At 55.9% G+C, this 13,628-nt stretch carries 12 protein-coding genes; 9 read left to right on the top strand and 3 right to left on the bottom strand.

What is annotated here, in order from left to right; genetic code table 11:
- Positions 1-143 precede the first annotated feature (143 nt).
- The 5 genes from L1F30_RS17420 to aroE all read left to right on the top strand — a co-directional run bounded on the left by L1F30_RS17420 (position 144) and on the right by aroE (position 4,815).
- Positions 144-1,187, top strand: coding sequence for a LysM peptidoglycan-binding domain-containing protein (locus L1F30_RS17420; protein WP_253358113.1), 1,044 nt, complete (start codon positions 144-146; stop codon positions 1,185-1,187).
- A gap of 57 nt (positions 1,188-1,244) precedes the next feature.
- On the top strand, positions 1,245-2,378 hold the full coding sequence (gene dprA, locus L1F30_RS17415; protein WP_253358111.1) for a DNA-processing protein DprA: 1,134 nt from the start codon (positions 1,245-1,247) through the stop codon (positions 2,376-2,378).
- 79 nt (positions 2,379-2,457) lie between these two features.
- Entirely contained in the window at positions 2,458-3,027 is a 570-nt protein-coding gene (locus L1F30_RS17410; RefSeq protein WP_253358105.1) for an L-threonylcarbamoyladenylate synthase, read from the top strand.
- 37 nt (positions 3,028-3,064) lie between these two features.
- Positions 3,065-3,976: an oxygen-dependent coproporphyrinogen oxidase gene (hemF, locus tag L1F30_RS17405; RefSeq protein WP_253358104.1), complete on the top strand. Its 912-nt coding sequence runs from the start codon at positions 3,065-3,067 to the stop codon at positions 3,974-3,976.
- Positions 3,973-4,815 carry a shikimate dehydrogenase gene (gene aroE / locus L1F30_RS17400; protein WP_253358103.1) on the top strand — a complete coding sequence of 281 codons (843 nt, stop codon included), beginning with the start codon at positions 3,973-3,975 and terminating at the stop codon, positions 4,813-4,815. Before hemF ends, aroE begins: the two co-directional genes overlap by 4 nt.
- Positions 4,816-4,842: 27 nt before the next feature.
- On the opposite strand, the gene L1F30_RS17395 is transcribed toward aroE, so the two are convergent.
- Positions 4,843-5,388, bottom strand: a complete 546-nt coding sequence (locus L1F30_RS17395; protein ID WP_253358102.1) for a gamma carbonic anhydrase family protein — start codon at positions 5,386-5,388, stop codon at positions 4,843-4,845.
- Positions 5,389-5,452: 64 nt separating this feature from the next.
- Between L1F30_RS17395 and L1F30_RS17390 the strand changes: the two genes are divergently transcribed.
- A complete protein-coding gene (locus L1F30_RS17390) occupies positions 5,453-7,495 on the top strand; it encodes a M3 family metallopeptidase (protein WP_253358101.1) in 2,043 nt (680 codons plus the stop codon).
- Positions 7,496-7,497: 2 nt separating this feature from the next.
- Positions 7,498-7,740, top strand: a complete 243-nt coding sequence (locus L1F30_RS17385; RefSeq protein ID WP_253358100.1) for a YheV family putative zinc ribbon protein — start codon at positions 7,498-7,500, stop codon at positions 7,738-7,740.
- 417 nt (positions 7,741-8,157) lie between these two features.
- On the opposite strand, the gene L1F30_RS17380 is transcribed toward L1F30_RS17385, so the two are convergent.
- Both L1F30_RS17380 and L1F30_RS17375 read right to left on the bottom strand, forming a co-directional pair.
- A complete protein-coding gene (locus L1F30_RS17380; RefSeq protein WP_253358099.1) occupies positions 8,158-8,913 on the bottom strand; it encodes a hypothetical protein in 756 nt (251 codons plus the stop codon).
- A gap of 295 nt (positions 8,914-9,208) precedes the next feature.
- Positions 9,209-10,525 (bottom strand): MATE family efflux transporter, encoded by a 1,317-nt coding sequence (locus tag L1F30_RS17375; RefSeq protein WP_253358098.1) that lies wholly within the window; start codon positions 10,523-10,525, stop codon positions 9,209-9,211.
- Positions 10,526-10,929: 404 nt separating this feature from the next.
- On the opposite strand from L1F30_RS17375, the gene coxB reads away from it, so the two are divergent.
- Positions 10,930-12,063, top strand: a complete 1,134-nt coding sequence (gene coxB, locus L1F30_RS17370; protein WP_253358097.1) for a cytochrome c oxidase subunit II — start codon at positions 10,930-10,932, stop codon at positions 12,061-12,063.
- 13 nt (positions 12,064-12,076) lie between these two features.
- Entirely contained in the window at positions 12,077-13,627 is a 1,551-nt protein-coding gene (gene ctaD, locus L1F30_RS17365) for a cytochrome c oxidase subunit I (protein WP_253358096.1), read from the top strand.
- The last annotated feature ends 1 nt before the right edge of the window (position 13,628 follow it).

The following is a 13,628-nucleotide window of genomic DNA, read 5'->3' as shown; positions in this document are numbered from 1 at the left end:
GTTTCAACGGTGGCACATTGTCTCCCAGACAGTGGCGGAATGACAGTCGCAGGGCGACCGGTTTGGTTGCGCTATTATAACGTCTAAATTCTCTACGGGGCCGAGTTCTTCCCGAAAGGCCGCGAGAAACAGGATTGGTTTCTATGAAAAAGCTATTTTTGGGTTTGGCAGCGTCATTGGTACTGTGTGCCTCGGCGTTTGGCGAAGATGTACAAATCCGCAGTGACAGGCCCGACAGCTATCGCGTAATCGAAGGCGACACCCTGTGGGATATCTCCGGCAAGTTCCTCGAAAACCCGTGGATGTGGCCGGAAATCTGGCAGGTTAACCCCCAGATTGATAACCCGCACCTTATCTACCCGGGCGATATCATCAGCCTCGTCTACATGGACGGCAAGCCCCGGCTGAACATCGAGCGCGGCCAGCCCACTACGCGCTTGTCGCCCGGCACCGAAAAACTCTCGCCCAAGATTCGCTACCAGCCAGTTGCTGCGGCAATTCCCGCGATCCCGCTGGATGCCATCAACAGCTTCCTGACCGGCTCGCGCATTGTGATGCCCAACGAATACAACGATGCCCCCTATGTTCTGGCTGGCGAAGATGGCCGCCTGATCACCGGTGCCGGCGATCACCTGTATGCCCGTGGCGAGATAGACCCGAACGTGCCTGTGTACGGCATCTACCGCAAGGGCAAGAGCTTTAAAGATCCGGAAACCGGTGAGTTTTTGGGTTATCAGGCGCTGGATATCGGCGCGGTACGGGTGGCGGCTATTGATGGCGATATCGCCACTATGGACGTAACCCGCACCACCCAAGAAATTCTGATTGAAGATCGCCTGCTGCCAAGCGCAGATCGCTCGGTAGCCAGCACCTTCTACCCCAAGGCGCCAGAGCAGGAAATCAACGGTGTGATCATGACCGTTGAAGGCGGCGTTACCCAGGTGGGCCGCATGAATGTGGTGGCTATCAACCGCGGCATGCGCGACTCTCTGCAGGCCGGCGATATTCTGGCCATTATGAAGTCGGGCAAAGTGGTGCGCGACCGGGTAACCAACAAGCCTGTGAAGCTGCCTGATGAGCGAGCTGGCCTGTTAATGGTATTCCGCACCTTTGAGAAAATGAGCTTCGGCATAGTGCTAGACGCCGAGAAGCCCTTGGCCATTAACGACAAGGTAGTTAATCCCTAATCATAAAAGCCGGCTTATGCCGGCTTTTTTATTGCGCCCGTTCAAGGATGAACACCCATGGCACACACGCCCCGCGAGCTGTTAATCGCCCTGCACCACATACCGGGCCTTGGGCCCAGAAAGTGGCGCGAAATCACCGAAAACTTCGCTGATCCTCTCGAAATCCTCCATTTAGATCACAGGCTGCTCAGCCAACTAATGGACGCCAATGGCGCCACCCTGCTGCTGGATTGGCTGCACGAGCGCCCGGGCAACTGGTTGGGCGTGCGGCTGGCGCGCTTACAGGCGTGGCTGCAGGCGCCCAGCCACCATGTGATCACCCAGCTTGATAACAACTACCCCAATTTATTGCGTGAAGCCAAGGGCCCGTTGCTGCTGCATGTGGCGGGCAACGCCCAGGTGCTAGCGCTGCCGCAGATTGCCGTAGTGGGTACTCGCAAACCAACTGCAGCAGGTAAGCAAACGGCGCGCACATTCGCCCGTGAGCTGGCAGCGGGCGGCTTTACCATTAGCAGTGGCCTGGCGTTGGGCATAGACGGCATTGCCCATGAAAGCGCCCTTGAGGTGGGCGGCACAACCCTTGCCGTGCTGGGCTCGGGGCTGGATAACATCTACCCGGCGCGCCATCGCCGCCTGGCCGAGCGGATAGTGGGCGAGGGCGGGGCGCTGGTGTCTGAGTTCGGGCTGGATGTGCAGCCAGCGCCCGGCCACTTTCCGCGCCGCAACCGCATTATCAGCGGCCTGAGCCTGGGCACCCTGGTGGTGGAGGCGGCGCTAAAAAGTGGCTCGCTCATTACTGCGCGGCTGGCGCTTGAGCAAAATCGTGAAGTCTTTGCCATCCCCGGCTCCCTTTACAGCGACGTGAGCGAAGGGTGCAACTGGCTGATTCGCGAAGGTGCCCAATTGGTTACCGAACCCGCGCAACTGGTGGCGCAATTGGGGGCAGGGCTTGAGGCCTTAAGCCTGTTTGACCAAAAGCCGGCAATGCGTACTGAAGTGAGTACAAACAAACCGACAGCGCCAAAGGAATTCAGCGCGCTTCTTGCTGCCCTTGGCACAGAACGGCTGGATTTCGAGCAACTGCTGGCGGCCACAGGCCTGGGCGTGCCCCAGTTAACCCAGCTGCTTAATGCCGCAGAACTAGCCGGTGTGATTGTGTCTTCAGAGTGTGGCTACGAGCGCACCTACTAGGTAGCAGCCTGCGCCAATTGAATGGTGCCTGCGCAAGTGTGACAATGCGCGGCGTTAAATTTCACTGGCAGGTTTATCTATGGCTAACCCTTGGCTTGAAGATTGTGCTCTCAAAGACACCGCTGCTGCCTTAAAGGCCGGCGGCGTGGTGGCCTACCCAACCGAAGGCGTATGGGGCCTGGGCTGCCTGCCAGACAACGAGCCAGCGGTGGGCCGCATTCTCGCGCTCAAGCAGCGCCCGGTTGAAAAGGGCCTGATTCTTGTGGCGGCCGACTTTTCACAAGTTGCCCATTGGCTTAAGCCCGTCACAGATGCCCAACAAGCACTGCTTGATGCCAGCTGGCCTGGCCCCAATACCTGGTTGATCCCCCATAACGGCCGTGTATCACCCATGGTTACCGGCCAGCACGCCAAGCTTGCCGTGCGCGTGAGTGATCACCCGGTGGTGCGCGCCCTGTGTGAACTCAGCGGCTCGGCGCTGGTATCTACCTCTGCCAACCCACAGGGGCTTGATGCTGCCATGACTGCCCGCGAAGTAAATGCTTACTTTGAAGGCAGGTTAGATGCCGTCTCCCCTGGCGAGGTAGGCGCCCGTGGTCGGCCATCGGTAATTCGGGATCTGGAAACCGGCGCTGAAATTCGCGCTTAAGCAGGCCCAACCTTTTTGAAATCAGTCGGAGCAATCCATGTCAGCCATAGATAAAGCGGCAGTAAAAGCTTACCTGTTAGATCTCCAGGATCGCATTTGCCAGGGCCTCAGCGCACTTGATGGCGATGAATTTAAAGAAGACCAATGGGAGCGCGCCGAAGGCGGCGGTGGTCGTTCGCGGGTGCTTGAAGAGGGCCGGGTGTTTGAGAAGGCCGGTGTAAATTTCTCGCACGTGTTCGGCGATGGCTTGCCACCCTCGGCAACCGCCGCGCGCCCGGAGCTGGCCGGCCGCTCCTTTGAGGCCATGGGCGTATCGCTGGTTATTCACCCCCGAAACCCCTATGTGCCCACAAGCCACGCCAACGTGCGGTTTTTCATTGCCGAAGCCCCAGGTGCAGAGCCGGTTTGGTGGTTTGGCGGCGGCTACGACCTCACGCCCTACTATGGCAACGAGGAAGATTGCATTCACTGGCACCAAACGGCCCAGGCGGCTTGCCTGCCCTTCGGTGAAGACCTCTACCCACGTTTTAAAAAGTGGTGTGATGACTACTTTTACCTAAAGCACCGCAATGAAGCGCGCGGTGTAGGCGGCTTGTTCTTTGATGATTTCAATGAACTGGGTTTCGAGCAAAGCTTCGCCTTTATGCAATCGGTGGGCAACAGCTTTATGGAAGCCTACGGGCCCATTGTGGAGCGCCGCGATTCCCGCGTATTCGGCGAGCGCCAGCGCGAGTTCCAGCTCTACCGCCGCGGCCGCTATGTAGAGTTCAACCTGGTGTTCGACCGTGGCACCTTGTTTGGCTTGCAAACCGGTGGCCGTACCGAGTCTATTTTAATGTCGCTGCCACCTTTAGTGCGCTGGGTGTACGACTACTCGCCCGAGCCCGGCAGTGCCGAGGCTGAGCTTACCGAGCGCTTTTTGCCCCACAGGGATTGGTTGGCCCAATGATAAATACCCCAAACGCAGTGGATCGTTATCAGGTTGTGGGTAATCCCATTGCGCAATCCAAGTCGCCCTTTATTCATACCCTGTTTGCCGCCCAAACCGGGCAGCAGCTCGAATACGGCAGCGCCTGCCCGGCTATTGATGAGTTTAAAGCCGCGGCCCAAGTCTTTTTTGCAGCTGGCGGTAAGGGTATGAATATCACCGCACCTTTTAAGCTAGAGGCCTTTGAGCTGGCGCAGGCGCTGAGTGCACGCGCGCAGTTTGCCGGTGCCGTAAACACCTTGAAATTAACGGAAGATGGCGAGATTTTCGGCGACAATACCGACGGTTTCGGCCTGGTTTACGACTTAAGCGAGCGGCTTAACTGGCCCTTGGCCGGTGCCAATGTGTTGGTGCTGGGTGCAGGCGGTGCCGTGCGCGGTGTGATGCAGCCGTTGCTGGCGGCCAATCCTGCCAAGGTGGTGGTGGCCAACCGCACCTTGGCGCGCGCTGAGAATCTGGTGGCGTTGTTTGGCGGCTTGGGCAACATTGAGGCTGTAAGCTTTGATGATCTCTCCCTTGCGGGTGTGGATGTGATTATCAATGGCACCTCTGCGGGCCTAAGTGGTGGCCTGCCGCCGTTGCCCGCCAATCAACTAAGCACAGCTTGCCGTTGTTACGACATGACCTACAGCGCAGGCCCCACCGTATTTCAAGCCTGGGCCAGGCGCGAAGGGGCAGCCCAAGCCGTGGATGGCCTGGGCATGCTGGTGGCCCAGGCGGCGGAATCTTTCAGGTTATGGCGCGGCGTAATGCCCGCCATTGAACCAGTACTGGCCAAGGTGCGCGCAAGCCTCGCCTAGCAAGCCGTGCGGCCGTGGGAGCCGGCACTAGTGGCCTGCCAATTCCAGGCGATGTTGATCTTTAAGTTTGGCGTAGTTAGCGGCGGTGTAGGTAAAGAACTTGCGCTCTTTTTCCGTGAGCGGCCGGGCCTGTCGGGCCGGTGCGCCCATGTACATAAAGCCTGACTCCAACCGTTTGCCCGGTGGCACCAAGGTGCCTGCCCCAATCACCACTTCATCTTCGATGACTGCGCCATCCAATATGGTGGCGCCAATGCCCACCAGAATGCGGTTACCCAGGGTGCAGCCGTGCAAAATTGCGCCGTGACCAATGGTGACATCGTCGCCAATGGTTAATGGCCAGCCGCCTTCATTGAAATCGCTGGCGTGGGTGATGTGCAGTACTGCCGCGTCTTGCACACTGGTGCGCGCGCCGATGCGAATACGGTGCATATCGCCACGGATTACTGCCATGGGCCACACGGAGCTGTCTTCACCCAATACAACGTCGCCTGAAACTACGGCGGTTGGGTCTACAAACACGCGATCGCCCAAGGTGGGGTGAATGCCGTTAAAGGTGCGTACGGGGTTCATCGATCAAAGCCTTTTTCAGGTAAAATGCCATTTTAATCCCTGATAACCCACATTCGGAAATTTCATGCCGCAAGCGACCCAGAACGCCCTGTTAGCCGACCCTTATTTCCCGCCGTTTGGTGACTTTTCGCCGGCCGATGCCGAGGCTGCGGTAGACAGTATTTTGGCAGATAACCGCGCCGCCATAGACGAGCTTGTGGCAAACGCCGGGGCATTCACCAGCGAACAATTACTGCGTCGCCTTGAGGCCATAGATGACAGGTTATCGCGCGCCTGGTCGCCGGTTAGCCACCTAAACAGCGTGCAAAACTCCGAAGCCCTGCGCGCTGTGTATGAGCGCTGCCTGCAAAAGCTCACGGCCTACAGCAGCGAGATGGGCCAACATGAAGGCCTGTTTGCGCTCTACCAAACGCTCACCCAGCGCCCGGATTTTGAGGCGCTAAGCCAGGCCCACAAGCAATCGGTAAACCACGCGCTGCGCGATTTTACCCTGGCGGGCATTGGCCTGGCCGAGCGCGCGCGCAATGAATACAAAGCGCTTAAAGCACGGCTCAGTGAGCTCTCCAACACATTTTCCAACAATGTGCTCGATGCAACCCAGGGCTGGCACCTGCACATAACCGACCAGGCAGACCTTGCAGGCCTGCCCGATCACGCCATCGCCCAGGCTCAAGTTGCGGCCAAGCAAAAAAAACTTGAGGGTTGGGTAATCACACTGGATTTCCCGGCCTATCACGCCGCCATGACCTATGCCGAAAACCGCGCAGTGCGCGAGCAGGTGTACCGCGCCTACAGCACCCGTGCGTCAGAATTTGGCCCGGCCGGGCGCGACAATGGCCCACTGATTGTTGAGATTTTACAAAAGCGCCAGGCCTTGGCCTCGCTGTTGGGCTATGAGCACTATGCCGCACTTTCGCTTGCCAAAAAAATGGCCGATACACCGGCAAATGTGCTGGCATTTTTAGAGGAGCTTGCACGTGAATCAAGGCCCGTGGCCGAGCGCGAATTTGCCAATCTGCAGACCTTTGCCCGCGATGTGTTGGGTCTTGAAACCCTCGAGCCCTGGGATGTGAGCTTTGCATCCGAAAAATTAAAACAGCGGGATTTCGAGATTTCACAGCAGCAGCTGCGGCCCTATTTCCCTGCACAAAAAGTAATTGATGGGATGTTTGCGGTGGTGCATCGTCTGTTCGGCATTAGCGTCAAACCCGTGCGCGATGTGGCCGTATGGCATGACGATGTGCAGGTGTATGCCATTGAAAAAGGCAATGAAACCCTCGCCTATTTCTACCTGGATTTGTATGCCCGCGCCGATAAACGCGGCGGCGCCTGGATGGATGATTGCCGTGTCAGGCGTAAGGCGGGTAATGAATTGCAAAAACCCGTTGCCTACCTCACCTGTAACTTTTCCCAACCCCTGGAAGACACGCCATCGCTGCTTACATTTGATGAAGTAACCACCTTGTTCCACGAGTTTGGCCACGGCCTGCACCACATGTTGACCCAGGTTGACGTTGCGGCAGTGAGTGGCATTAACGGCGTACCCTGGGACGCCGTGGAATTGCCCAGCCAGTTTTTGGAAAACTGGTGCTGGGAGCCAGAGGTGATTCCCATGATTTCCGGCCACTACCAAACCGGTGCGCCATTGCCTGCCGAATTGTTGGAAAAAATGCTGGCTGCCCGCCACTTTCACACAGGGCTTTTTATGGTGCGCCAGTTGGAATTTGCGCTGTTTGATTTTGAGTTGCATATGCAAACGAGCATTGAACGCACAGACCAGGTGCAGGCTATTTTGGATGGCGTACGCCAGCGGGTGGCGGTGGCACCAGCGCCTGCCTTCAATCGCTTTCAAAACAGTTTTAGCCACATTTTTGCCGGCGGTTATGCGGCGGGCTACTACAGCTACAAATGGGCCGAAGTGCTCTCGGCCGATGCCTATTCGCGCTTTGAAGAAGACGGCGTATTTAACGCCGAAACCGGGCAGCAATTTTTTGAGGCGATTTTGTCCCAGGGTGGCGCGCGCGATGCGCTTAGCTTGTTCACCGAATTTCGCGGCAGAGCGCCCTCAGTTGAGCCGCTGCTGCGCCACTCGGGTATTCGAGGTTAATCATGGCAAACACTAAAAAGCGGTTTATCGCCGGTGCAGTTTGCCCAAGCTGCAGCGAAATGGATCGCATTATGATGTATCGCATAGACGATGTGGATTACCGCGAGTGTGTGGCTTGTGGCTTTAAAGATGAAATGCGTTTTAAGCCCCAAGTACGCGAGCTGGGCACGCGGGTAAATCAACCGGAAGACGTGAAAAAGGCCGACACCCAAGTGCTGCAATTTCCGCCCTTGGATGAAAAATAGCACCGCTGACCGTGGGCAAAAACCGGGGGATCTGGCGGTTTAATGCCAATGCTGTCCCACAAAGCTACAGGCATGGAATCTGGGGCGGAGTTTGTGACCGTCACCCGCATGGGTTTAAGTGCCCGCCGGCAAAGCAAAGCTTTGCGGGCACTTAAACGCCTACACGCTGTGCTTGCAGGCAGGCCCCGAAGGGCGGGTGTCGAGACTACATGGGTATGACAAACGTTTGCGAAGCGCAGCTTTGCGTGCCGTCATACGCCAAGAGCTTTGCTCGCAGGCCGGCCCCGAAGGGTATTTACATCGTGTCACAAACTGCGCCCCAGATTTCATGCCCAGACATCGCTTAGAAACTCTGCGATATAAGTAGTTTCAACGTCTGCCTTTCATGGAGACTTAAACTATGGGGCAGCAGTGGGTTTAATGCAGGCTTTTGCCGTCGCGCCGGTGGGGGAAGTGCAGCTCTACACTGAGATCACTGGCAAGGCAGGGGAAAAGCTTCAGTTCTTCCCCCCAGCCTTGTTGTTGGTGTTTGCCCACATATTTTTTAAACGCGTCTGAACCCAGCTGCTGATCAAGGGGCTTGCCCCGCATCATCAACATTTCAACGGAATATTGCACCGCATGGTCTAGGTCGTTGGCGAAGGGCTCGCCGATTAAACTGTGCACCACCAAGTTTGCACTGGTCATATCCATGGGGGCCAAAGGTATGCCGAAGCGTGCAATCAGGTGATCGTTTACCTCTTCAATAATGCGGTGTGCCAGGTAAGCTTCATCCAGCAGGGCATCAAGGCCTGTGTGGCCTTCAACAAGTTCCGGCGGGCTTAAAAAGAAATCCCCGATAATGCGCAGGAAGGGCGTAGTCACCGTTTGGATATTGTGCAGCTCGCCGATTTTATTTACCGCGTCCATAAAGTCGGGTACATGGCGAATATAGGCCACTACAAAGGCCAGCAGGTTATCGGGCGTATCGAGTGGCTGGCCGTCTTGCCCCATAAGGGCAATGGCACTGTGGAGCTTATCAAAGTTTTTGCGCAAAACTTTCAGGAACAGGCCGCCTGCGCCCTCGGTTTCAACGGCTTGAGCAATGGCGGCACGAATCAGGCGCAGCTCTTCGGCTGTTGGTGCCAATTCATGTTGTGGGTTAGCGTTAATATTGGTTCTTTGGAAAAACACCCTAAACCTTACCCCTTGCGATCCAACGTTGTGCAGCCAAGCACGCCCATCAGCAATACCCAATACAACTCTTAATTGGTCGAGCGTACTAAAACCGTTAAATACTAGCCACAAATAGCAGGTTTGGGCAGTGTTTTGTAAATTTTTTCCAATTTTTGGAGCGGCCACGGCTACATAGCAGCGAGTGACCGGCCTTGGAGTGGCTCACAGCGCTAGGTGCACAAGCCTGTGCAGTCACCAAGTTTGCATCCACTAAACATAGCAGAGGCCTATGGCGGGGTAAGATTAAGTTGGTCTAAATTTTGGAATCGTCATAGCGCTGAGAAACCTGGTTTACCACTGTTAAACTCAGGCCCCGGGCAAGGTTAAACGCGCAAAAGGCAAGCCAAAGCCCGTGATTGCCGAGGCCTTGGCCAAGCCACCAGCAGGGTATAAATACCACTAAAGCAGACCCTATGAGCGTATCGCGCATACGCCGGGTGGCCCCCACGCCAATGCAATAGCCATCCCACACATAGGCCGCCACCGAAACCAGCGGCAGCAATAGCGCCCAGCCGTAAGCTTCGCGCGCGGCCGCCTGCACTGCGCTAATGTCACTCATCAGCGCAAGCAGCGGCGCTTGTGCCACCCAAAAAATACCTGACAGCAGCAGCGCCACCAGCAGAGACCAGCCCATGGCGAGCTTCAACAGCGCCGCACGCGCCCGTTTATCGCGGCGGCCACTGGCATTGCCGATCAAGCTCTCGGTGGCGTGGGCCAGGCCGTCCAGGCAGTAGGATGCAAGGTGTACCAGTTGCAGCAAAATGGCATTTGCCGCCAACACCGTATCACCCAGTTGCGCGCCTTGGGCGGTGAAAAACACAAGCACGCCCAATAGCCCCCAGGTGCGCAGCATCAGGTGCTGATTGGCGCTAAAAAGCGCATTCCACGGCGTTTGAAATTTTTTAAGGCCTTTGAAAGTGGCGCTTTTCAACTGGTCGCGCATAAGCCACAGCGCGAGTAACAAGCCCGTGTATTCAGCCATCGTGCTAGCCAGGGCTGCGCCATTGGCGCGCCAATCCAGCCATACGATGAACACCACATCCAGCCCGATGTTGGTGATTTGGGTGGCGAGCATCACATACAAGGGCGCGCGCATGCGCTGGGCTGCGATAAACCAGCCGATTAACACGTAGGTAAGTAAGGTGGCCGGTGCCGCCCAAATGCGAATGCGGGAATAATCCAGTGCAATGAGGGTAACTTCATCGCTTGCGCCCATGAGTTCGATGGCGGGCAAAAGCAGCCAGGGGCCAACCAGCAGCACGCCGAGCGCCAGCCCCAACGCGAGTATTCCATGCTGCATGCCGATGGCATTGGCAGATTCCACCGAGCCTTCGCCAAGGGCGCGGGCCACAAAACCGGTGGTGCCCATACGCAAAAAACCGAAGCCCCAAAACAAAAACGCCAACAGGCTGGTGCCCAGTGCGGCGCCCCCTAGGTACGCCTGATGTGGCAGGTGGCCAAGCAGGGCGGTATCTACCATGCCGAGCAGTGGTTGGGTGATGTTGGTAAGAATTAAGGGGCAGGCCAGAGCCCAAAGTGTGCGGCTGTTGGCGCTTTGGCTTGTGTGCAAGTGCGGGTGTCTCCAATGTTGGGCCGCTGATTAAAAACTACCCGTAACATAATAAATTTGTTGATTTTTTTGTCTGCTTATGGCCTTCTTACAGGCGCATATTAATGCGACGATTTGCCGCAGTTTGTTGGATGTACCCCTCGGTTGACGAATGAATCACCTGGTATCCGCTAACTTTGGAGCGCAGATCGCACTAGCTGGTATCAGTGTGACGGCTTTGCTGTAGCTCTGTGGTGTAAAAACCGCAGGGCAACGATACGCAGGAACCCGATGTAATTCGGGCGTAACAATTCATAGTTTACCGTTGTAACCGGCCGGGGCAATGGAGGGCAAACCGCTTTCCGCCGGGTTCATCCGTTGAAGTAGTCATAAAAAGCATAACTAGCTACACGGAGACAATGGGCATGCTGAAACAAGCAAAAAGCAGTTTTGCTTGGTTGCTTGGTTTACCGTTTTTGAGCCAAATTGCATTGGCCGACGAAACCAAGCGTTGGGGGGTCAACATGACCCAGGGGGTTACCGATGTAAGCCGTGAAATCTACGGGTTACATATGGATATCTTCTGGTGGTGTGTGGCCATTGGGGTGGTTGTGTTCGGTGTAATGATTTACACCATGATCGCGCACCGCAAAGCCAACGGCGCTAAAGCCGCCAACTTCCACGAGAGCACCGCGCTCGAAATTCTCTGGACGGTTGTACCGATCATCATTTTGGTGATTATGGTCATTCCCGCCACTAAAACCCTGATCAAAGTTTATGATACCGGCGAGCCGGATCTGGACGTTGTGATTACGGGCTACCAGTGGAAGTGGAAATACGAATACCTCAATCAGGATGTGAGTTTCTTCTCGTCACTTTCGACACCCAAAGACGAAATTTACAACCTGGCGCCAAAAGGCCCCAACTATTTGCTGGAAGTAGATAACGAACTGGTTATCCCAACCAAGCAAAAAGTACGCTTCCTGATTACCGCCAATGACGTTATTCACGCCTGGTGGGTGCCGGATCTGGCCGTTAAAAAAGACGCCATTCCAGGCTTTATTAATGAATCCTGGACATACATAGACGAGCCCGGTATCTACCGTGGCCAGTGTGCGGAATTGTGCGGTAAAGACCACGGTTTCATGCCCATCGTGGTGCGCGCAGTCCCACAGGCTGAATTCGATGAGTGGATGGCCAAAAAGCGTGAAGCCGCGGCCGCCATTGCCGAAGCCGCCAAGCAAACCCTGAGTTTTGATGAACTCTACGCCCAGGGTGAGGCCGTTTATCAGAAACACTGTGCCGCCTGCCATCAGCCAGACGGTAAAGGAATTCCACCCACCTTCCCTGCAATTGCTGGCAGCCCCATCGCCAATGGCGACATGGGGGCACACATCGATCGCGTGTTAAACGGTGGTCAAGGTATGCCTCCCTTTGGTGAGCAGTTAACGCCCGTTGAATCCGCGGCGGTTATCACCTTCCAGCGTAATGCGTTTGGCAACAACACCGGTTCAGAGGTGCAGCCAATCGACATCGTGAATTTCCAGCAAGGTTTATAGGGGGAGCTACAAGATGGCACACGGTCCTGCTAAAGGAATTACCCGGTGGCTCTACACCACCAACCACAAAGACATCGGCAGCATGTATTTGTGGTTCAGTTTTGCAATGTTTTTATTAGGCGGCGTGTTCGCACTGGTGATTCGCGCCGAATTGTTTGAGCCCGGTTTGCAAATTGTGGAGCCGGAATTTTTTAACCAGATGACGACCATGCACGGCCTGGTGATGGTGTTCGGCGCGGTGATGCCCGCGTTCGTAGGCCTGGCCAACTGGATGGTGCCCATGATGATCGGCGCGCCCGACATGGCACTGCCACGCATGAACAACTGGTCTTTCTGGATTCTGCCCTTCGCCTTTGCGATGCTGGCTTCAACCCTGTTCATGGAAGGCGGCGCGCCCAATTTCGGTTGGACCTTCTACGCACCGCTTTCAACCACCTACGCGCCACCCTCGGTGACCTTCTTCATTTTTGCCGTGCACATCATGGGCGCCAGTTCCATCATGGGGGCAATCAACATTATCGCCACCATTTTGAACATGCGCGCGCCGGGCATGACACTCATGAAGATGCCGCTGTTCGTGTGGACCTGGTTGATCACTGCCTATTTATTGATTGCGGTTATGCCGGTGTTGGCAGGCGTGGTGACCATGATGCTGATGGACATTCACTTCGGCACCAGCTTCTTCTCGGCAGCCGGTGGTGGTGACCCGGTATTGTTCCAGCACGTGTTCTGGTTCTTCGGCCACCCAGAGGTGTACATCATGATTCTGCCCGCCTTTGGTGTGGTCAGTGCCATTATTCCCACCTTTGCGCGCAAGCCGCTATTTGGTTACGCCTCTATGGTGTACGCCACCGCGTCCATTGCATTTTTAAGTTTTATTGTGTGGGCCCACCACATGTTTACCGTGGGCATGCCCATCGCCGGTGAACTCTTTTTCATGTACGCCACCATGCTGATTGCCGTGCCAACCGGTGTGAAGGTGTTTAACTGGGTGACTACCATGTTCAAGGGTTCCATGACCTTTGAAACCCCCATGTTATTCAGCGTGGCCTTCGTGATTTTGTTCACCATCGGCGGCTTCTCCGGCTTGATGCTTGCGATAGCACCGGCGGATTTCCAATACCACGATACCTACTTCGTAGTGGCGCATTTCCACTATGTGTTGGTGCCCGGTGCCATCTTCTCCATTACTGCAGCGGTGTATTACTGGCTGCCGAAATGGTGCGGCAATATGTACAACGAGCTGATGGGTAAAACCCATTTCTGGATGGCGTTCATTGGCTTGAACCTCACCTTCTTCCCCATGCACTTTGCAGGCCTTGCAGGCATGCCGCGCCGTATTCCCGACTACAACATGATGTTTGCAGATTGGAATATGATTTCATCGGTAGGTGCATTCCTGTTCGGTGCCGCGCAAATCATGTTCCTGTACAACGTGATTCACACCATTGTGGCGGGCAAGAAAGCAACCGATCGCGTATGGGAAGGCTCCCATGGCTTGGAGTGGACGGTACCGTCACCTGCGCCATACCACACCTTCAGCACGCCACCGGAAGTGAAATAAC

It is taken from the genome of Simiduia sp. 21SJ11W-1, from assembly GCF_024138675.1.
Taxonomy (GTDB): domain Bacteria; phylum Pseudomonadota; class Gammaproteobacteria; order Pseudomonadales; family Cellvibrionaceae; genus Simiduia.
The sequence above is the reverse complement of the archived record's forward strand: the minus strand, read 5'-3'. Positions and strand labels throughout refer to the sequence as shown.